General features: G+C 68.9%; 15 protein-coding genes. 10 read left to right on the forward strand and 5 right to left on the reverse strand.

Translation table 11 applies throughout. The annotated features are described in order from the left end of the window. The first annotated feature begins 210 nt into the window (after window positions 1-210). Together gltB and LCL61_RS16925 are read left to right on the forward strand one after the other, a co-directional pair. Window positions 211-4,779, forward strand: coding sequence for a glutamate synthase large subunit (gene gltB / locus LCL61_RS16920; RefSeq protein ID WP_340687697.1), 4,569 nt, complete (start codon window positions 211-213; stop codon window positions 4,777-4,779). After that, entirely contained in the window at window positions 4,772-6,280 is a 1,509-nt protein-coding gene (locus LCL61_RS16925; protein WP_340687698.1) for a glutamate synthase subunit beta, read from the forward strand. The genes gltB and LCL61_RS16925 overlap by 8 nt, the downstream gene beginning before the upstream one ends. Window positions 6,281-6,364: 84 nt before the next feature. Here LCL61_RS16925 and LCL61_RS16930 read toward each other — a convergent pair whose 3' ends face one another. Further along, a complete protein-coding gene (locus LCL61_RS16930) occupies window positions 6,365-7,516 on the reverse strand; it encodes an IS481 family transposase (RefSeq protein WP_340681357.1) in 1,152 nt (383 codons plus the stop codon). A gap of 257 nt (window positions 7,517-7,773) precedes the next feature. Between LCL61_RS16930 and LCL61_RS16935 the strand changes: the two genes are divergently transcribed. Further along, window positions 7,774-9,168, forward strand: coding sequence for an alpha/beta hydrolase (locus LCL61_RS16935; RefSeq protein ID WP_340687699.1), 1,395 nt, complete (start codon window positions 7,774-7,776; stop codon window positions 9,166-9,168). Here the strand turns inward: LCL61_RS16935 and LCL61_RS16940 are convergent, their stop codons facing one another. Next, complete coding sequence (locus LCL61_RS16940; RefSeq protein WP_340687700.1) at window positions 9,169-9,414, reverse strand: hypothetical protein; 246 nt, start codon at window positions 9,412-9,414, stop codon at window positions 9,169-9,171. It abuts the gene before it with no gap. A gap of 337 nt (window positions 9,415-9,751) precedes the next feature. On the opposite strand from LCL61_RS16940, the gene LCL61_RS16945 reads away from it, so the two are divergent. Both LCL61_RS16945 and LCL61_RS16950 read left to right on the forward strand, forming a co-directional pair. After that, a complete protein-coding gene (locus LCL61_RS16945; RefSeq protein ID WP_340687701.1) occupies window positions 9,752-10,684 on the forward strand; it encodes a peptidase in 933 nt (310 codons plus the stop codon). Between the two features lie 78 nt (window positions 10,685-10,762). After that, a complete protein-coding gene (locus tag LCL61_RS16950) occupies window positions 10,763-12,154 on the forward strand; it encodes a class II 3-deoxy-7-phosphoheptulonate synthase (RefSeq protein ID WP_007029972.1) in 1,392 nt (463 codons plus the stop codon). 82 nt (window positions 12,155-12,236) lie between these two features. Here LCL61_RS16950 and LCL61_RS16955 read toward each other — a convergent pair whose 3' ends face one another. Continuing rightward, window positions 12,237-13,475 (reverse strand): wax ester/triacylglycerol synthase family O-acyltransferase, encoded by a 1,239-nt coding sequence (locus LCL61_RS16955; protein ID WP_425342049.1) that lies wholly within the window; start codon window positions 13,473-13,475, stop codon window positions 12,237-12,239. Window positions 13,476-13,763: 288 nt separating this feature from the next. Here LCL61_RS16955 and LCL61_RS16960 point away from each other — a divergent pair, with 288 nt between their 5' ends. Beyond that, the gene (locus tag LCL61_RS16960; RefSeq protein ID WP_340687703.1) at window positions 13,764-14,273 is read left to right on the forward strand and encodes a DinB family protein; all 510 of its coding nucleotides are present in this window, start codon (window positions 13,764-13,766) and stop codon (window positions 14,271-14,273) included. Here the strand turns inward: LCL61_RS16960 and LCL61_RS16965 are convergent. Together LCL61_RS16965 and LCL61_RS16970 are read right to left on the reverse strand one after the other, a co-directional pair. After that, a complete protein-coding gene (locus tag LCL61_RS16965; RefSeq protein ID WP_340687704.1) occupies window positions 14,260-15,045 on the reverse strand; it encodes a DUF1295 domain-containing protein in 786 nt (261 codons plus the stop codon). The genes LCL61_RS16960 and LCL61_RS16965 overlap by 14 nt on opposite strands. After that, window positions 15,045-16,316: a cyclopropane-fatty-acyl-phospholipid synthase family protein gene (locus tag LCL61_RS16970; protein ID WP_340688611.1), complete on the reverse strand. Its 1,272-nt coding sequence runs from the start codon at window positions 16,314-16,316 to the stop codon at window positions 15,045-15,047. The genes LCL61_RS16965 and LCL61_RS16970 overlap by 1 nt, the downstream gene beginning before the upstream one ends. Window positions 16,317-16,403: 87 nt before the next feature. Here LCL61_RS16970 and LCL61_RS16975 point away from each other — a divergent pair, with 87 nt between their 5' ends. Genes LCL61_RS16975 through LCL61_RS16990 form a run of 4 tightly spaced genes read left to right on the forward strand, consistent with a single transcriptional unit; the run spans window position 16,404 to window position 19,783 of the window. Beyond that, window positions 16,404-17,681, forward strand: coding sequence for an NAD(P)/FAD-dependent oxidoreductase (locus tag LCL61_RS16975; protein WP_340687705.1), 1,278 nt, complete (start codon window positions 16,404-16,406; stop codon window positions 17,679-17,681). Window positions 17,682-17,686: 5 nt separating this feature from the next. After that, window positions 17,687-18,415, forward strand: a complete 729-nt coding sequence (locus tag LCL61_RS16980) for a DUF1365 domain-containing protein (protein ID WP_340688612.1) — start codon at window positions 17,687-17,689, stop codon at window positions 18,413-18,415. 19 nt (window positions 18,416-18,434) lie between these two features. Beyond that, a complete protein-coding gene (sigK, locus tag LCL61_RS16985; RefSeq protein ID WP_340688613.1) occupies window positions 18,435-19,016 on the forward strand; it encodes an ECF RNA polymerase sigma factor SigK in 582 nt (193 codons plus the stop codon). Next, window positions 19,013-19,783: an anti-sigma factor gene (locus tag LCL61_RS16990; RefSeq protein ID WP_340687706.1), complete on the forward strand. Its 771-nt coding sequence runs from the start codon at window positions 19,013-19,015 to the stop codon at window positions 19,781-19,783. Before sigK ends, LCL61_RS16990 begins: the two co-directional genes overlap by 4 nt. The last annotated feature ends 203 nt before the right edge of the window (window positions 19,784-19,986 follow it).

Genomic DNA, 19,986 nt, shown 5'->3' on the forward strand with positions numbered 1-19,986 from the left:
GAACGAAGTACTGTGACCTCATCAGGAACTGTGTCGTTCCGGGCGTCCAGATCGTTACCCATCGGCGGGCTTTCGTGCCCGCCGAACTGATGCCGACGTGTTTCACAGGTGTTAAAGTCGCGCTAACGAACGGGCCATCGTCGTCCCGTGCGCATTCCCCCGGCCGGCCCCGTCCGGCCGCTGAGCACAGACGACGAAGGAGGTCCCTTCATGATCTTCTCCGCCATTCCAGGCAAACAGGGTCTCTACGATCCCGAATCCGAACAGGACTCCTGCGGTGTGGCCATGGTGGCCGACGTCCGCGGGCGGCGTTCGCACGGCATCGTCACCGACGGCCTGTCCGCGCTGACGAACCTCGACCACCGCGGCGCCGCCGGCGCGGAGCCGACCAGTGGTGACGGTGCGGGCATTTTGCTGCAGCTCCCGGACGAGTTGCTGCGGGCCGAAGTGGACTTCACCCTGCCCGAGGCGGACGCCGACGGCCGGCAGACCTACGCGACCGGGATCGGTTTCCTGCCCTCGGACATCGAGGAGCGGACCAAGGCCGTCGCCCTGATCGAGCGGATCGCCGGTGAAGAGGGCCTCGACGTCCTCGGCTGGCGTGAGGTCCCGGTCGACGCCGACCGCGCCGACATCGGCCCGACGGCGCGTTCGGTGATGCCGCATTTCGCGATGCTGTTCGTCGCGGGCGCCGAGGCCGACGGACGATGTCCCTCCGGGCTCGAACTGGACCGCCTTGCCTTCTGTCTCCGCAAACGCGTCGAGAACGAAAGCGTGACCGCGGGCTGCGGCACCTACTTCCCGTCGCTGTCCTCGCGGACCATCGTCTACAAGGGAATGCTGACCCCCGTGCAGCTCCCGCTCTTCTTCGCCGACCTGACCGACACCCGGCTCACCAGCGCCATCGCGCTCGTGCACTCCCGATTCTCCACCAACACCTTCCCGTCGTGGCCGCTGGCGCATCCGTTCCGGTTCGTCGCGCACAACGGCGAGATCAACACCATCCGGGGCAACCGCAACCGGATGCGCGCCCGTGAGGCGCTGCTCGAATCGGACCTCATCCCCGGCGACCTGACCCGCCTGTACCCGATCTGCTCGGCCGACGCGTCGGACTCCGCCTCCTTCGACGAGGTGCTGGAGCTGCTGCACCTCGGCGGCCGGTCGCTGCCGCACGCGGTGCTGATGATGATCCCCGAAGCGTGGGAGAACCACGCCGGGATGGACGCACAGCGTCGTGCGTTCTACCAGTTCCACGCCAGCCTCATGGAGCCGTGGGACGGCCCGGCCTGTGTCACCTTCACCGACGGCACCCTCGTCGGCGCGGTGCTGGACCGCAATGGCCTGCGCCCCGCCCGCTGGTGGCGCACCGCCGACGACCGTGTCGTGCTGGCCAGTGAGGCGGGCGTGCTCGACGTCGCCCCCGCGGACGTCGTGGCCAAGGGCCGCCTCAAGCCCGGCCGCATGTTCCTGGTGGACACCGAGGCGGGCCGGATCGTCGACGACGAAGAGGTCAAGTCGGAGCTGGCGAAGCAACTCCCGTACGAGGGCTGGCTGCACGCCGGTCTCCTGCAGATCGCCGACCTCCCGGACCGCGACCACATCGTGCAGAGTCACGATTCCGTGCTGCGGCGCCAGCTTTCCTTCGGCTACACCGAAGAAGAGCTGAAGATCCTCCTCGCGCCGATGGCGGTCAAGGCCGCCGAGCCGATCGGCTCGATGGGTTCCGACACCCCGCCCGCCGTGCTGTCGCAGCGTTCCCGGCTGCTCTACGACTACTTCAAGCAGAACTTCGCGCAGGTCACCAACCCGCCGCTGGACGCGATCCGCGAAGAGCTCGTCACGTCGATGAGCCGGATCATGGGCCCCGAGCGCAATCTGCTCGCCCCCGGCCCGGCCTCCTGCCGTCACGTGCAGCTGCCGTATCCAGTGATCGACAACGACGAACTCGCCAAGCTGATCCACATCAACGACGACGGTGACCTTCCCGGCTTCGCGTGCAGTGTCCTTTCCGGACTGTACGAAGTGGACGGTGGAGCCGAGGCGCTGGCGTCCGCGATCGAGCGGGTCCGGCGCGAGGCCTCCGAGGCGATCGCGGCCGGCGCGCGCACGCTCGTGCTGTCCGATCGCGACTCCGACCACCGCATGGCGCCGATCCCGTCGCTGCTGCTCGTCTCCGCGGTGCACCACCATCTGGTGCGTACCAAGGAAAGGCTCCGCGTCGCGCTGGTCGTCGAGACCGGTGACGCCCGCGAGGTCCACCACATCGCGCTGCTGCTCGGCTACGGCGCCGCGGCGGTGAACCCGTACCTGGCCTTCGAGACCATCGAAGACATGATCTCGACCGGTGCCGTCACCGGCATCGAGCCCGCCAAGGCGATCCGCAACTACGTCAAGGCGCTCGTGAAGGGCGTCCTGAAGATCATGTCGAAGATGGGCATCTCGACCGTCGGCGCGTACACCGCGGCACAGGTCTTCGAATCCTTCGGTCTGGCCCAGGATCTGCTCGACGAGTACTTCACCGGGACGTCGTCGAAGCTCGGCGGCGTCGGGCTGGGCGTGCTCGCCGAAGAGGTCGCCACGCGGCACCGCCGGGCGTACCCGGACAACCCGACCGACCGGGTCCACCGTGGACTCGAGACCGGCGGCGAATACGCGTACCGCCGCGAGGGCGAACTGCACCTGTTCACCCCGGAGACCGTCTTCCTGTTGCAGCACGCGACGAAGACCGGCCGGGAAGAGGTGTACAAGAAGTACTCCGACGAGGTGCACCGCCTGTACCGGCAGGGCGGTGCGCTGCGCGGGCTGTTCTCCTTCCGTGAGGGCGCGCGTGAGCCCGTCCCGCTGGACGAGGTCGAGCCCGTGGAGGCGATCTTCAAGCGCTTCAACACCGGCGCGATGTCCTACGGCTCGATTTCGGCCGAGGCGCACGAAACGCTCGCCATCGCGATGAACCGCATCGGCGGCCGGTCCAACACCGGTGAAGGCGGGGAAGACCCCGAGCGGCTCTACGACCCGGCGCGCCGCAGCGCGATCAAGCAGGTCGCGAGTGGCCGGTTCGGTGTCACGAGCGAATACCTGGTCAACGCCGACGACATCCAGATCAAGATGGCGCAGGGCGCGAAGCCGGGCGAGGGCGGGCAGCTGCCGCCGAACAAGGTCTACCCGTGGATCGCGCGCACGCGGCATTCGACGCCCGGCGTCGGGCTGATCTCGCCGCCGCCGCACCACGACATCTACTCGATCGAGGATCTCGCCCAGCTGATCCACGACCTCAAGAACGCCAACGAGAAGGCCCGCATCCACGTGAAGCTGGTGTCCTCGCTCGGCGTCGGCACGGTCGCGGCGGGCGTGTCCAAGGCGCACGCCGACGTCGTGCTGATCTCCGGCCACGACGGCGGCACCGGCGCCTCCCCGATGAACTCGCTCAAGCACGCGGGCACCCCGTGGGAGATCGGGCTCGCCGAAACGCAGCAGACGTTGCTGCTCAACGGTTTGCGCGACCGGATCACCGTGCAGGTCGACGGCGCGATGAAGACCGGCAAGGACGTCGTCATCGCCGCGCTGCTCGGCGCGGAGGAGTACGGCTTCGCGACGGCACCGCTGATCGTCGAGGGCTGCGTCATGATGCGCGTCTGCCACCTCGACACCTGCCCGGTCGGCGTCGCGACCCAGAGCCCGGATCTGCGCAAGCGGTACACCGGCCAGGCCGACCACGTCGTGAACTACTTCCGGTTCGTCGCCGAAGAGGTCCGGGAAACGCTGGCGGCGCTCGGTTTCCGCACCCTCGACGAGGCCATCGGGCACGCCGAGATGCTGAACACCGACGAGGCGGTCGAGCACTGGAAGGCCTCCGGCCTCGACCTCGCGCCGATCTTCGAGATGCCGGCCGAGACTCCGTACGGCGGGGCGAAGCGGCGCACGCGGACACAGGACCACGGCCTTGAGCACGCGCTCGACCGGACGCTGATCCAGCTCGCCGAGGCGGCGCTGGAGGACGCGCACCCGGTGCGGCTCGAACTGCCGGTGCGGAACGTGAACCGGACCGTCGGCACACTGCTCGGTTCCGAGATCACCCGCCGCTACGGCGGTGAGGGCCTTCCCGAGGACACGATCCACGTGCTGCTGACCGGTTCCGCCGGGCAGTCGCTCGGGGCGTTCCTGCCGCGCGGCATCACGCTCGACATGGTCGGCGACGCGAACGACTACGTCGGCAAGGGCCTTTCGGGCGGGCGGATCATCGTGCGCCCCCATCCGGACGCGAAATTCGCCGCGGAGGGCCAGACCATCGCCGGGAACACGCTCGCCTACGGCGCCACCGGCGGCGAGATGTTCCTGCGCGGCCAGGTGGGCGAACGGTTCTGCGTGCGCAACTCCGGCGCCGTGGTCGTCGCCGAGGGCGTCGGCGACCACGCCTTCGAGTACATGACCGGCGGGCAGGCCGTGGTGCTCGGCCCGACCGGGCGCAACCTCGCGGCGGGGATGTCCGGCGGCGAGGCCTACGTGCTCGACCTCGCTCCCGAGCTGGTCAACGAGGAGATGGTCAACCTCCAGACGCCGTCGTCGGAAGACCTCGCCTGGCTCAAGAAGACCGTGCAGAAGCATTACGACCTCACACGTTCGGCCGTGGCCGCGTCGCTGCTCGGCGACTGGCCGCGTCGCTCGGCGGCGTTCACCAAGGTGATGCCCCGCGACTACCAGCGTGTCCTTGACGCGGCGAAGGCGGCGCGTGCCGCGGGCCGCGACGTCGACGAAGCGATCATGGAGGCCGCTCGTGGCTGATCCGACGGGTTTCCTGAAGTACGAACGCGAAGAGCCGAAGAAGAAGTCCAAAGAGGAGCGTCTCGCCACCTGGGGCGAGGTGTACGCCGACGTGGAGCCCGCCGAGCGCAACGAACAGGTGCGCAAGCAGGCTTCGCGGTGCATGGACTGCGGCATCCCGTTCTGCCATTCCAGTGGTTCCGGCTGCCCGCTGGGCAACCTGATCCCGGAGTGGAACGACCTCGTGCGCCGCGGCGACTGGGCCGCGGCGAGCGACCGGCTCCACGCCACCAACAACTTCCCCGAATTCACCGGGAAGCTGTGCCCCGCGCCGTGCGAGGCGGGCTGTGTCCTGTCGGTCTCGCCGCTGTCCGGCGGCCCGGTGGCGATCAAGCGGGTCGAGCAGACGATCGCCGACCAGTCCTGGGAAGCGGGCTACGTGCAGCCGCAGGTCTCGGCCGTGTCGTCGGGGCAGCGGGTCGCGGTCGTCGGCTCCGGCCCCGCCGGGCTCGCCGCCGCGCAGCAGCTGACCCGCGCCGGCCACGAAGTGACCGTCTACGAACGGGACGATCGCCTCGGTGGCCTGCTGCGGTACGGCATCCCCGAGTTCAAAATGGAGAAGAAGGTCCTCGACCGGCGGCTCGCGCAACTCCGCAAGGAGGGCACGAAGTTCGTCACCGGCTGCGAGGTCGGCGTCGACCTCACCGTCGAGGAACTGCGGGCGGGCTACGACGCGGTGGTCCTCGCCGTGGGCGCGCTGCGCGGCCGCGACGACAAGACCACGCCCGGACGTGAGCTGGCCGGGATCCACCTGGCGATGGAACATCTGGTCCCGGCCAACAAGTACGTCGAGGGCGACGGCCCGTCGGCGGTGGACGCGGCGGGCAAGCACGTCGTCATCATCGGCGGCGGTGACACCGGGGCCGACTCGTACGGCACCGCGACCCGTCAGGGCGCGCTTTCGGTGACCCAGCTGGACCAGTACCCGACGCCACCGTCCACAAGGGACGACGAGCGGTCGCCGTGGCCGACCTGGCCGTACATCCTCCGCACCTATCCCGCGCACGAAGAGGCGGGCGAGCGCAAGTTCGCCGTCGCGGTCACGCGGTTCATCGGTGACGACGAGGGCAACGTGCGCGCGGTCGAGCTCCGTCAGGTCCGCGTGGTCAAGGACCCGGAGACCGGCAAGCGCATGGTGACCCCGGTCAACGACGAGGTCGAGGAACTGCCCGCCGACCTCGTGCTGCTCGCGATCGGCTTCGAGGGTGTCGAGCACATGCCGCTGCTGGACGGGCTCGGGCTCTCGCTCACCAAACGCGGCACGCTTTCGTGCGGCGCGGACTGGCAGACGGAGTCGCCCGGCGTGTTCGTCTGCGGTGACGCGCACCGCGGTGCGTCGCTGGTCGTGTGGGCGATCGCCGAGGGACGTTCGGTGGCGAGCGCCGTGGACGCCTACCTGACCGGTGCTTCGGACCTGCCCGCTCCGGTGCACCCGACGGCGCTGCCGCTCGCGGTGGTTTAGGTCCCGGACAGCGTCGCGCCTCGTGAGTGGTAAGGACGGTTAGAACCGTCTGTCCTGTTTCAGGACCTCACGGACAGATGTGTTTCAGTACTTGTCGGACAGTTTTGGGTTGGTCAGTGGTTGGTAGCGTATTGCTCTGTTGAGGGTGAGCTGGCGGGCGAGTGTGTCGCCGATCATGATGACGACGCGGTCGCCCTGCCAGAACACGGTGGCGCTCTGGCCGGCCCAGTGTCGGCCTAGCACGATGGAGCAGCCGGAGAAGGCGATGACCCCGGTGCTGGAGACGGGGCGTTGGGTGGTTCCGCTGGGAGCTGTGGAGCCTTCGGGTGGAGTGGCTTTGGGACTGGCGTCGTAGCGTTGCTGCGGGGTCTGGCCGTCGAGGCTCTGGTGTCTTCGGTTGTTGTAGATTGTGCGGTAGTCGTCGAGCAGCTGTTGCAGGGCGGCAAGATTCTCGGCCGGGGGCCGGGCGGCGAGCCATTTCTGCAGAGTCTGATGGACGCGTTCGTTCTTGCCGCAGGTTTGCGGGTGATAGACCGACGAGGCGATCGTGGTGACGCCGTGTTCGGCGAGGTGACGTTCCAGATCGGCCATCCAGCCGCGGTGTTTGCCGGAGAAAGCCAGCCCGTTGTCGGACAACAGTTTCACCGGCGCCCCGTAGCAGGCGATGGCCAGTTGCACTGCGGTCCAGGTGTCAGCACCGTTCTCGCTGACCGCGGCATAGGAGCCGACATCGAGGCGGGAATGGTCATCCAGGATCTGGATGATGCAGACCTTGGTGCCGTCGGCCAGGTAGTGCTCCGTCCCATCGATCTGCCAGCAGCCGTTCGGGTCCGGGTACTGGAACCGGCGCCGCGTGCGGGGCTTCTTGCGTGGCTCGGGTTCGATCTGGCCGCGATCACGCAGGATCCGGTAGATCGACGACTGCGAGGGCGGCGGGAGCATCCCGGCGTCCTCCAGACGCCAGCGAATCGAGATCGGCCCGTTGTCCAGGCCTTCCTCCTCGAGCTCTTTACGGGCCCGCAGCACCGCCTCGGCCACCTCCTCACCCAGCGCGGACGGATGGCTCAGCGGAGCGGTGCTGCGGCAGGCGAACCCGACGGTCCCCTCGCTCCGGAACCGAGCCACATACCGATAGAAGGTGTCACGGGAAACCCCGTGCTCGCGACAGAACCGCGCCACGTTGATCTTCTCGCCCGCAGCCGACCTGACGATCGCGGCGACGAACTCAGGATCCATCGGAAAACCTGCTCTGCCCATCGCCGCATGATCACCACACAAGCCCTGGTCACCACGCCGACAAGCCGGTCAGTGTCCGTGAGGTCCTGAAACATCAACTGTCCGACATGTCCTGAACTCAGACAGACGGTTAGAACCGTCCTTACCACTCACGAGGCCCAAGACCGACGTCAGGCTCCACTCCTCCCGAAGGTGGAGGGCCACGCTCATGCTCCGGGCCGACGCGGTAGGGCGGCCTGCCGCGCCACGCTCTCCGCATGAGAAAAACGTTGGCGATACTGGCTTTCCTGCCACTGACCATGGCCGTCCCGGCGACCGCCGAAGCGGCTCCGGCCCTGAAGTGGACGTCTCCCTGTCCGGATTACGGCATGATCCCCTCGCCGACCGCGGGGCTCGAATGCGCGAGACTCAAGGTTCCGCTGGACTACGCCGATCCGGGCGGGCGGACCATCGAACTCACCGTTTCCCGTAAGGCGAGCACCTCGCCCCAGCGCCGTGGCGTGCTGCTGATGAACCCCGGTGGCCCGGGAAGCCCAGGCTTGGCGATGCCCGCGCAACTCGCGCAACGCCAGGGGCGGTCCGGCCTGCTCGAGAGTTACGACGTCATCGGTTTCGACCCACGCGGGACCACCTACAGCACGCCGGTGACCTGCGACCTCACCGAGGAGCAGAAGTTCATCCTCGTCGGCCCGTACGCGGAGGGCCCGCGCGACGTCGCCGAGAAGGCGGCGAAGTCCCGTGCGGTGGCGAAGCAGTGCGCCGAGTCGAAGACGGCGGATCTCCTGCCGCAGATGAACACCGCCAACACCGCGCGCGACCTGGACAGGATCCGCGAGGCGCTGGGGGAGCGGACGATCTCGTACTACGGCGTCTCGTACGGGAGCTATCTCGGCGCCGCCTACGCGTCGATGTTCCCGGCGCGCACGGACCGGATCGTGCTGGACAGTCTCCTCGGTCCCGACGGGCTGGACGTCCGGGCGCACCGGCGTTTCGCGGAAGGTTTCGATGACCGCTTCGGCGACTTCACGGCTTGGGCGGCTGCGCGGGACGACGTCTACCACCTCGGGCGGACGCCGGCCGAGGTGACGGCGAAATTCCTCGAACTGACCGGAAAACGCCCGGAAATCCGGACCGCCACCTGGGGAGCCCTGTACGACGACGCGAACTTCCCCGGTCTCGCCGAGCTATGGTCGGCTCCGGCAACGAAGGCTCAGGGTGGGCCGCTCGACGGCGACAATCACGCCGCGCTCCAGCTCCAGGTGCTCTGCAACGACTCCGACTGGCCGGAAAGCGTGCGCTACTACCGAAACGCGGTCGAACGGGCCCGCGTGACGCACCCGATGTTCGGCCCGGCCGCCGCCAACATCACCCCTTGCGCGTTCTGGCCGGTCGAGCGCCGCGAACCGCCCGTGCGGATCCACGACCGCGGACCGTCGAACATCCTGCTGGTGCAGAACCTCCGCGACCCGGCGACACCGCTCGTCGGCGCCCGCGAAATGCGATCGGCACTGGGCGCGCGGGCGAAGTTCGTCACCGTGGACGCCGGCGGACATGGCGTCTTCACCATGGGGAACGCCTGCGGGAACGACGCCGTCGTGCGGTATCTGCGGGACGGCGTCCGTCCGGCCTCCGATACGCACTGCCCGGCTTGATCAGGAGAACAGGAAGACGATCAAACCGATCCAGCCGAGGCCGCCGACCAGGATCCCCAGCAGGACCCCGGCGGCGGTTTCGGCGAAGGTGTCTTCGGCCAGCCTCACGCGTGCCCAGCACACCCAGGCCACCAGCAGGCCGCCGAGCAGCATCACCGGCCCGAAAATGAACACCAGCACGGTGACCGCGGCGGCTTCGGGTGAGGTGTGCGGCGAAATCCTGAAGCCGGATCCGTGCTTGATCATCCATCCCACGGCGAGGGTCACGAGCACCGATCCGGCCAGTGCCGGCAGTGACGGCCAGGTCAGGCCACCGTTGTCGCCGGGGACGATCGTGATCGGTGCCAGAAGGGGTCCAGGCGATCGGAGCCACCAGGTGCGTGCCGAGCAGGGCGAAGCCGTTCACGGGTATCCCTACGAGCAAGGCTGGCCCGCCCCGGTTTCGCCGTATCTGGGCCGAACGGCCCATACGTCGCCACGGATGCGGCCGAACGGCCGCTTGTACGCCCGGTAGCAGGACAAATACTTTCGAAATGTCGTGCAAGTCATACGGCAATTCACCGGCGGCGAAAGGTGGTACGCCATGAAGAGGACGGCTTCCCGGACGGGGATCCTGGCGGCGCTCGTCGGGCTGGCGGTGACGGGGCTGACAGCCGTCGCGAGTCCCGCTCACGCCGGACCGGTCCATCACGAGGCGGCGGTCGACGCGCAGGCGGTGGCGGCCTACTGGACGCCCGAGCGGATGCGGTCGGCGGTGCCGATCGAACAGCTGGTCCAGGCGCCCGCTTTCACCCCGAAGGACGTCGCGAAGGGCAAGAGCACGATCATCCAGAGCATTCCCAACGGTGGCGGCGCGTGGACCGGGGCGGGCAAGGTCGTCCAGACCGCGGGCCGGGTGTTCTTCACCATGGGCGGGCGGAACGCGTCGTGCTCCGGTGACGCGGTCACCAGCACGAACGGCAGTGTCGTGATCACCGCCGGGCACTGCGTGAAGTACCAGGGCGCCTGGCACACGAACTGGACCTTCGCGCCCGGCTACAACAACGGCAACACGCCTTACGGCACCTGGGCCGCGAAGAGCACGCTGACCACTCCGCAGTGGGAAGCGAGCGAGGACATGAACTACGACATCGGCGCGGCCGTGGTCAATCCGCTCAACGGGCAGAAGCTGACCGACGTCGTCGGCGCGCAGGGGATCGCGTTCAACCAGTCGCGCAACCAGTCGATGTACACGTTCGGGTATCCGGCGGCGGCGCCGTACGACGGCTCGAAACTGATCTACTGCAGCGGCAGCACCTTCACCGACTTCCTGCTCACCAAGGACCACGGCATGAGCTGCAACATGACCGGCGGTTCGAGCGGCGGTCCGTGGTTCCTCAACTTCAGTGAGGCGACCGGCGCGGGTGTCCAGGTCTCGGTGAACAGCTTCGGCTACAACTTCCTGCCGGGTTACATGTTCGGCCCGTACTTCGGCACGGACGCGCAGAACCTCTACAACAAGGCGCAGGCCGCCTGATCAGCCCGCCGCCCGTCCACTTTTTGGGACTTTCGTCCCGGTGGGCGGGCGGCTTTCGGCGCGGCATATCCTGGTCCGGTGAACTGGACAGTGGACGTTCCCGTCGACACGCTCCCCGAACTGCCTCCTCTGCCTCCCGAGCTGCGTGATCGGCTCGACGACGCGCTTTCCCGGCCCGCGGCGCAGCAGCCCGAATGGCCGGACGCCGAGCTGACGAAGCGTGTGCGTGGCGTGCTGGAGAGCGTGCCGCCGATCACGGTTCCCGCCGAGATCGACCGCCTCTCCGACCGGCTCGCCATGGTCGCCCGCGGCGAGGCGTTCCTGCTCCAGGGCGGTGACTGCGCGGAGACGTTCGAATCGAACACCGAACCGCACATCCGCGCCAACCTGCGCACCCTGCTGCAGATGGCCGTCGTCCTCACGTACGGCGCCAGCCTGCCGGTGGTGAAGGTCGGCCGGATCGCGGGCCAGTACGCGAAGCCGCGTTCGGCGTCCACCGACGCGCTCGGCCTGCCGGTGTACCGCGGCGACATCATCAACTCGCTCGTCGCCAAGCCCGAACTCCGCGTGCCCGACCCGGGCCGGATGATCCGCGCCTACGCGAACGCGGGCGCCGCGATGAACCTCGTCCGCGCGCTCACCGGCGCCGGCATGGCGGACTTGCACCAGGTGCACGACTGGAACAAGGACTTCGTGAAGTCCTCGCCCGCCAGCGAGCGCTACGAGGCACTGGCCTCGGAGATCGACCGCGGCCTGCGGTTCATGTCGGCCTGCGGCGTCACGGACACCTCGCTCCAGTCCACCGAGATCTTCGCCAGCCACGAGGCGCTGCTCCTGGACTACGAGCGCTCGATGCTGCGGATGGACCGCGCGGACGCGGCGAACCCCAAGCTGTACAACCTGTCGTCGCACTTCCTGTGGGTGGGCGAGCGGACCAGGCAGCTCGACGGCGCGCACATCGCCTTCGCCGAACTGCTGGCCAACCCGATCGGGCTCAAGATCGGCCCGACGACCACGCCGGAGCAGGCCGTCGAGTACGTCCGCCGCCTCGACCCGCGCAACGAGCCCGGCCGGCTGACGCTGATCGCCCGGATGGGCAACGCCAAGGTCCGCGAGGTGCTGCCCGCGATCGTCGAGAAGGTCGAGGCGTCCGGGCACAAGGTCATCTGGCAGTGCGACCCGATGCACGGCAACACGCACGAGTCTTCGACCGGCTACAAGACCCGGCACTTCGACCGGATCGTGGACGAGGTGCAGGGCTTCTTCGAGGTGCACCGCAAGCTCGGCACCTACCCGGGCGGCATCCACGTCGAGCTGACCGGTGAGGATGTCACCGAATGCCTCGGCGGCGCTCAGGAGATCTCGGATCTGGACCTTTCGGGCCGGTACGAGACCGCGTGCGACCCGCGCCTGAACACGCAGCAGTCGCTGGAGCTGGCGTTCCTGGTCGCGGAGATGCTGCGCGGCTGACCGGCTGGTGAGTGGTAAGGACGGTTCTAACCGTCCTTACCACTCACGNACGGTTCTAACCGTCCTTACCACTCACCAGGTGCTAGGCGGTGTCCAGCAGTCGCGCTGCCGACTTGAGTACCCCGTCTCGCAGCGAACCCATGTCCGAGACCGCGGCCCCGTTCGCCTGAAGTCCGATGTGGACCGAGTCGCGATAGGTCGCCACCGCGATCCCGATCGCCTGCCGCGGTGCCAGCGGCACGAACGGGTACACGCCGGCGACCTTCGTCCCGTCGAGGGTGAGCCGATTGGGCGGCACCGGCACCGTGGTGATCACGAGGTCGAACAGCAGTGGCGCGGCCAGGCCGGCGGCCTTCGAACCGAGCCGGTGCAGCATCGGCGGCATCCGGTCGGCGAGCAGCGGGAACGCGCCCGCGCCCCGTGCCGGGCCCGCCGCCTTGTTCCGGCTCATTTCGCGTTGGACGGCCAGCAGCCGCTCCACCGGATCGTCGAGGCCGACCGGCAGGTCGCAGAGATAGCCGGACAGCTTGTTCCCGCCGAGTTGCTCGGCGGAGCGCCCGCGGACGCTGACCGGGATGAGCGCCCGCAGCGTCCGGTCGTCGGCGCGCTGGCCGCGGTTGATCATCCAGTCGCGCAGCGCGCCGCTGAGGATCGCCAGCACGACGTCGTTGGCGGTCCCGCCGTGGGCCCGGCGGATCCGCCGGATCTCGGCGGTGTCCAGCCGGACGAGGCCGAGCCGTCGTTCGGTCGACGGCGGCGCGCTGATCGGCGACAGCGGCGAACGGGTCGCGCGGACGACCGAAGACGCGATCCCGGCCTGGGTCAGCGTCGAGCCGACGGCTTCCTTGACAGCGTCCACAGGGGACCGAGGTGCGGGCGGCCCGGACCCGCCGTGCGGACGCCTCGGCGCGCGGGGGAGTTCGTCGAGCAGGCCCACGGCGACGGCGTACGCGCCCGCCCCGTCGGTGAGCGCGTGGTGCAGTTTCAGCAGCAACGCGAACTCGCCGTCCGGCAGGCCGGTGACGAGATGCAAGTCCCACAAGGGTTTTCCGGTGTCGAGCGGCCGCCCCATCCAGCGCGAGGCGTAGGCGGAGAGCGGGTCCGGTTCGTACAGGGAACTCAGGTGATGATGTGAAATATGTTCACTGGCAACGAAATCCGGGTCCTCGGCCCAGGTGGCGGCGCCGGGCGGGAACAGCGCGGTGCGGGGGCGCTGGCGCAGCTTCGGGAGCCGTGCGGCCCGCTCGGCCAGCAGCGCGGTCAGCTTACGCGCGTGCACCTGCCCGTGCGGCCGGAAGGTGACCACCGCGCCCATGTGCATGGGCGTCGTTTCGCTTTCCAGGCAAAGGAAAGCGACATCGAGTGCGCTCAGCTGGGGGCCTGACATCAGTGACCTTTCTCGGAACCGGCGGCGATGGGCACAACTGCACCAGCCTGACATGACGAGCGGGTGGTCGTCATGTTTCAGGGGCGCTAACTACCGCTGGTTTCACTCGAACGATGGGATCACGTTCGGACATGGACCACGGCTCTGCGGCAGATGGTGGACAGTGCGTCCCGGGGTAACTCGTTAGCGGATCATCCGAGGAAACCGGCAGACTGCACCACCATGACCGACGAACCGAAGCGCCCCGAACCGCCGCTCACCGGCGACGAGCGCACGCAGCTGAACGGCTTCCTCGACTTCCTCCGCGCCACTGTCGTGTGGAAGTGCTCCGGCCTCACCGACGAGCAGGCCCGCCGTCCGCTCGTGCCCAGCGAACTGACCACTGTGGCCGGCCTGCTCGGGCATCTGACCCTCGTCGAGCAGTACTGGTTCAACGTCGTGCTCAACGGGCAGGAGGACGTCTGGAAGGAGGCGCTGGAGGCCGATCCGGACGCCGAGTTCCGGGTCGCCATGCAGACCCCGATCGAGCAGCTGATCGCCGCCTACGAGGCCGAGTGCGAGCGGAGCCGCAAGATCGTCGCCGCGATGGGGCTGGACGACGAGGTCCCCTTCCGCGGCGATCGCAAGGTCAACGTCCGGTTCGTGGTCACGCATATGATCGAGGAGACCGGCAGGCACGCCGGCCACCTCGACCTGTTGCGTGAGCTGACCGACGGTCTCACCGGGGAGTGACGCGGCGCGGGGGCAGTGGGAAGAACCCGCTGGTCCGCTCGACGTACGCCGCGTATCCCGGCCGGGAACGCCGCAAACCCTTCTCCAGCAGAGGTTTTCCGGTTCCCTTGGCCAGCGTGTACGTCATCGCGATCGGTGACAGGATCGTCGCCGCCCCCACCCAGCTCGTACAGGCCAGCAGGTACAGGCCCCACCACACGCACGCGTCGCCGAAGTAGTTCGGATGCCGGGTGTAGCGCCACAGCCCGCTGTCGAGGACCTTCCCCTTGGTGGCCGGGTCGGCCTTGAAGCGCCGCAGCTGTTCGTCGCCGATCGTCTCGAACCCGAAGCCGACCAGCCACAGCGCGACACCGAGCCACGCCGTCACCCCGAAGGTGTCGCCGTACATCGCGAACTGGACCGGCAGCGAGACGAACCAGAGCACCACCGCCTGGACCAGGTACACGCGGACGAACAGCTTGAGCGCCGGATTCTCCCCGGCGTTCTCCGCCATCCGCACGTAGCGCGGGTCTTCGGGCAGCTTGTGGTTGCGCAGGTGGAGGTGGACGCCGAGGCGCACACCCCAGATCGCGGTCAGCAGCGCGGTGACCACGCGCAGCGCGACCGCCCCGTCCCCGAGCGGGGCCGCGACCAGCGCGACGAGCGCGAAGCCCGGCCCCCACAGCGTGTCGACGGTGTCATAGCGCTTGCGCCACCGCGCGATCCCGAAGGTGACGACGAAGGCCACGAGGGTCGCGCCCGCCGTGACCGCGAGTGTCCCGCCAAGGGGCATCAGGACCACTCCCGGGTGGTGGGCATCGCGCTCAAGCCCTCGTCCGACGAACGGACCGCGAGGATCTGGTCCACGCCCATCCGGTTCTCCTCGAACGCGAGCGCCCCGCCGACCAGGTAGAGCCGCCAGACCCGCGCGCCGGGTTCACCGATCAGCGCCACGACGTCGTCCCAGTTGTCCTCGAGCGTCCGCTCCCACGCCCGGACCGTGCGCACGTAGTGCTCGCGCAGCGCGTGGACGTCGCGGATCTCGAACCCGGCGGTCTCCAGATGCCCGAGCGTGCGGCTCAGCGGCCGCATCGTCATGTCGGGGGCGATGTAGCGCTCGATGAACGCGCCGCCACCGGGGGCCACCGCGCCGCGGGACATCTGCTGCAGGACCAGCCGTCCGGTGGGCTTGAGCATCCGGTACAGCGTCCGCGTGTACTCGGGGTAGTTCTCCTCGCCGACGTGTTCACCCATCTCGATGGAGGCGACCGCGTCGAACGGCTCGTCGGTCAGCTCGCGATAGTCCTGCCGCCGGACCTCGACCCGTTCCTCCAGGTCGTGCTGGGCGAGGCGCCCGCGGACGTGTTGCCGTTGCTCCGCCGAGAGCGTGATCCCGACGGCCTGGACGCCGTGGTGCTTCGCGGCGTGCACCAGCAGCGAGCCCCAGCCGCAGCCGACGTCGAGCAGCCGCATCCCGGGCCGCAGGCCGAGCTTCCGGCAGATCAGCTCGAGTTTGTCCCACTGTGCCTGCTCGACGCCGTATCCGTGCTCGTCGGAGGTCCAGTACCCGGTCGAGTAGGCCATCGATTCGTCGAGCAGCAGCTGGTAGAAGGCGTTGCCGAGGTCGTAGTGGTGCGCGATGGCCGACTTGTCGCGGAGCAGTGTGTGCAGCTTCCCGGACAGCCGGGCCTCTTCGGCGGGCGGTTTGGGCGGCGGCCCGGCGACGCCGAGACCCACCGCGATCCGCAGCGCCTCCGCCCATTCGCGCGGACCGAGCTTCGCGCCACGCACGGCACCCGATCGGGTCAGCGCCCAGATCCGGCGGAATCCGTCGGCGAGGTCGCCTTCGACATCGAGATCACCGGAGACGTAGGCCCTGGCCAGGCCCAATTCGCCGGGGGCGTAGAGGAGACGGCGCAGGGCACGCCGGTTGCGGAGTACCACGGTCGGCGCATCCGGCGGACCGGCACGTACGCCATCCCAGGTACGCAGACCGACCGGCAGGGAGCCGCCGAGGAGCCGCTCGGCGAACGGGACTAGGCGGGACGCGGGACTGTTCGGCATAGTCGTCATTCGCTCCCGGACCGGAAAGGGATGGGTCGGATGCTCAGCCGGTTCACGAGATCCAATCCTCGCCCGATCCGGCTCCGAATGCCTCATGTGCACACCAAGGGTCAACGCATCGGAGTCATCGGCAGCGGCGTCGCCGGCCTCACGGCGGCCTACCTGCTGCAACGCCGTTACGAGGTACTGCTGTTCGAAGCCGACGACAGGCTGGGAGGCCACGCGCACACCCACGACGTCCCGAGCGCGCACGGCGGCACCGTCGGCGTCGACTCCGGGTTCATCGTGCACAACGAGCGTACCTACCCGAACCTGCTCCGCCTGTTCGCCGAACTGGGCGTCGCCACCCGTGACACCGAGATGTCGATGAGCATCCGCTGCGACGGCTGCGGTCTCGAGTACGCCGGTGCCAAGGGCCTGAAAGGCCTGTTCGCCCAGCCACGCAACGTCGCGCGCGGCAGCTATCTGCGGATGCTCGCCGACGTCAAGCGCTTCCACCGGCACGCGAAGCGCGTGCTCGAAGCGCCCGAGGCCGGAGACGTCACCCTCGGCGCCTTCCTCGCGATCGGCGGGTACACGAAGTACTTCGTCGACCACTTCATGCTCCCGGTCGTCTCGACCGTCTGGTCCGCGGACCGCACCGACACCCTGAAGTACCCCGCGCGGTACCTGTTCGAGTTCCTGCGCAACCACGGGATGCTGTCGGTCGGCGGATCCCCGAGGTGGCGCACCGTCGTCGGGGGCTCGCGCGAATACGTCGAACTGGCCGCCAAGCAGCTGACCGCCGTGCATTTGTCGACGCCGGTCCGCTCGGTCGAGCGCACCGCGCGAGGGATCGAGGTCCGCGACGACGCCGACACGCGGCACCGGCTCGACAAGGTCGTCGTGGCCACGCACGCGGACCAGGCGCTGAAGGTGCTCGCTTCGCCGACCGAGGCCGAGCGCGAAATCCTCGGCGCGTTCCGGTACTCCAGCAACGAGGCGTGGCTGCACACCGACACCGGCGTGCTTCCGACGGCGGACTCGGCGCGGGCTGGCTGGAACTACGCCACCCCGTTCTGCGGTGCCGGCCACGGCGCGGTCCAGGTGTCCTACGACATGAACCGCCTGATGCGGCTCGACGAACCGACCGGCTACGTCGTCACGCTCAACCCCGGCACCGAGCCCGAAGCCGGTTCGGTGCTGGCCAAGATGACCTACGAGCACCCCGTCTACACGCCGGAATCCGTGGCCGCCCAGCGGCGTCTGCCCGAGCTCGACGACGACACGGTCGCCTTCGCCGGTGCGTACCACGGCTGGGGGTTCCACGAGGACGGCTGCGCGTCCGGTGTCCGCGCGGCCGAGAACTTCGGGGTGCGCTGGTGACCGTCATGGCCGTGCTCTACGACTCCACGGTGGCTCATGTCCGGCGCGACGCCCCGCCGATCTCGTTCGCCCACCGGATCTACCTGTGGTTCGTCGACCTCGACGTGCCGCCGAAGCTGCCGTGGTGGCTGGGCCCCTTCGCGCGCTTCGACCCGCGAGACCACTTCGCGCCCGAGGACACTTCCAGCATCAGGTCCAAATTGGACCGCTGGCTCGCGGCGCGCGGCGTCGACCTCCGCGGCGGGCGGGTGCTGATGCTGGCCGGCGCGCGGATGCTCGGCCACAACTTCAACCCGATCACCCTGTACTGGTGCCACCGGCCCGACGGGATACTCGAATGCGTCGTCGCCGAGGTCCACAACACCTACGGCGGCAGGCACGCGTACCTCCTGCGGCCGGACGCGGACGGGAACGCCTTCGCGGACAAGGAGTTCTACGTCTCGCCGTTCCAGTCGATGGACGGCGAGTACCGGATGGAGGTGCCAAGGCCGGAGTCGCTGCTCTCGGTCAAGATCGCCCTCCACCGGGACGGGCGGACGCCGCTGACCGCGTCGCTGCGCGGCGTGCGGCGGCCCGCCACCACGAAATGGCTGGCGCACATGCTGATCACCCGCCCGCTCATGCCGCACCGGGTCTCCGCGCTGATCCGGCGGCATGGGGTCAAACTGTGGTTGAAGAAGGCGCCGATGACCACGCGGACGCCGCAGACGGCCGGAGGCAGACTTGATCGATGAAACGGCACGTCCGCGCCGGATGGCGCCCGTACCCGGTGACGGCGAACCGGCCGGACCGACGGCCGAGGATCTGCTCGTCCAGGTCGCGAAGGGCGACGAGCGCGCTTTCGACGCGCTGTACGACCGGCTCGCCGGCCCGGTCCTCGGCCTGGTGCGGCGGATCCTCCGTGACGCCGCGCAGTCCGAAGAGGTCACCCAGGAGGTCATGGTGGAGCTGTGGCGCACGGCCACGCGCTACTCCCCGGAGCGGGGGAGCGCGCTGAACTGGGCCATGACGCTCGCGCATCGCCGTGCGGTCGACCGCGTCCGCTCGGCACGCGCCAGTTCGGATCGCGAGGTCAAGGCGACCTTCGAGGCCGCCCGCGCCCGGCCCTTCGACGAGGTGTCCGAGGCCGTCGCGGCCCGCTGGGAACAGTCGCAGGTGCGCCGCTGTCTCACGAGCTTGACCGAGTTGCAACGGGAATCCGTGTTGCTCGCCTACTACCAGGGCTATACCTATCGCGAGGTCTCAGAGGTGCTGCAGACCCCGCACGGAACCATCAAGACCCGGCTCCGGGACGGCCTGATCAGGCTCCGGGACTGTTTGGGGGTGACGGCATGACCATGCCCGAGATGCACACGCTCACCGGCGCCTACGCCGTCGACGCGCTGTCCGAAGTGGAGCGTGCCCAGTTCCAGCGGCACCTCGCCGAGTGCGCGTCGTGCGCACAAGAGGTCCTCGAACTGCAGATGACCGCGACCCGGCTCGGTGCCGCGCTGGCCGAGGACCCGCCGCCCGAGCTCAAGCGCCGCGTGCTCGCCGAGGCGATGGCGACCAGGCAGCAGCCGCCGAAGACGCGGTTAGGCGCCGGGGAGCGCGTCAAGGACCGGCGGCGCGCCCCGCGCTGGGCGATCGCCGCGGTCGCGGCGGCGGTCGTCGGGCTGGCGGGCACCGCCGTGTTCGGCGGGATCGCCTACGACAACCACTCGCAGCTGACCGCCGCGCGGGAGCGTGCGGCGGAGTACGCGGATCGGTACGCCCCGGTCGCCGACGTCCTCTCGGCCGCCGATCTCCGGACCGGGCACGCCGAGACTTCGGCGGGCGGCGGCGGGACCGTGATGATGTCGCGCGCGAAGGACCGGCTGGTGTTCATGGCGGCGCAGCTGCCGGCGAACGAACCGGGTCGGACCTACCAGGCCTGGCTCATGTACCCGGGTGCCGCGCCCAAGCCCGCCGGGCTCATTCCCGGTGGTCAGGACGGTGCGCTGCTGGTCGCCGACGGGCTCGGCGGGGCCGAGAAGTTCGCGCTCAGCGTCGAACAGGCGGGTGGATCACCGACCGGAACGCCGTCGAAGGACGTCGTCATGGTCATGTCCATGCCGACCTGATCTCCGCCCTTACCAGGCCGCCGTTCGCCGCCGCGACCGGGTCTCGCTCTTGCGCCCGCGAACATGTTGTGGCAAAACACCTTTGCGACACACGGCGTGGCTACTGGATTCGAGCCAGCCTGGTGCATACCGTCCTGCTTCAACGTCGGCAGTTGACATAACTCTCAATCTGAACTTCAGCTCGAGGGTTCGGGACAGGCTCA

Origin of the sequence: Amycolatopsis coloradensis (assembly GCF_037997115.1) — a bacterium.
Classification (GTDB): domain Bacteria; phylum Actinomycetota; class Actinomycetes; order Mycobacteriales; family Pseudonocardiaceae; genus Amycolatopsis; species Amycolatopsis coloradensis_A.

Excerpts from the sequence above, each read along its gene's own strand:
- LCL61_RS16945 (WP_340687701.1), top strand. The coding sequence starts at position 9,752 with ATGAAGAGGACGGCTTCCCGGACGGGGATCCTGGCGGCGCTCGTCGGG.
- LCL61_RS16940 (WP_340687700.1), bottom strand. The coding sequence starts at position 9,414 with ATGATCAAGCACGGATCCGGCTTCAGGATTTCGCCGCACACCTCACCC.
- sigK (WP_340688613.1), top strand. The coding sequence starts at position 18,435 with ATGGCGCCCGTACCCGGTGACGGCGAACCGGCCGGACCGACGGCCGAG.
- LCL61_RS16990 (WP_340687706.1), top strand. The coding sequence starts at position 19,013 with ATGACCATGCCCGAGATGCACACGCTCACCGGCGCCTACGCCGTCGAC.
- LCL61_RS16965 (WP_340687704.1), bottom strand. The coding sequence starts at position 15,045 with ATGCCCCTTGGCGGGACACTCGCGGTCACGGCGGGCGCGACCCTCGTG.
- gltB (WP_340687697.1), top strand. The coding sequence starts at position 211 with ATGATCTTCTCCGCCATTCCAGGCAAACAGGGTCTCTACGATCCCGAA.
- LCL61_RS16960 (WP_340687703.1), top strand. The coding sequence starts at position 13,764 with ATGACCGACGAACCGAAGCGCCCCGAACCGCCGCTCACCGGCGACGAG.
- LCL61_RS16935 (WP_340687699.1), top strand. The coding sequence starts at position 7,774 with ATGAGAAAAACGTTGGCGATACTGGCTTTCCTGCCACTGACCATGGCC.
- LCL61_RS16975 (WP_340687705.1), top strand. The coding sequence starts at position 16,404 with ATGCCTCATGTGCACACCAAGGGTCAACGCATCGGAGTCATCGGCAGC.
- LCL61_RS16980 (WP_340688612.1), top strand. The coding sequence starts at position 17,687 with ATGGCCGTGCTCTACGACTCCACGGTGGCTCATGTCCGGCGCGACGCC.
- LCL61_RS16970 (WP_340688611.1), bottom strand. The coding sequence starts at position 16,316 with ATGCCGAACAGTCCCGCGTCCCGCCTAGTCCCGTTCGCCGAGCGGCTC.
- LCL61_RS16955 (WP_425342049.1), bottom strand. The coding sequence starts at position 13,475 with ATGCACATGGGCGCGGTGGTCACCTTCCGGCCGCACGGGCAGGTGCAC.
- LCL61_RS16930 (WP_340681357.1), bottom strand. The coding sequence starts at position 7,516 with ATGGATCCTGAGTTCGTCGCCGCGATCGTCAGGTCGGCTGCGGGCGAG.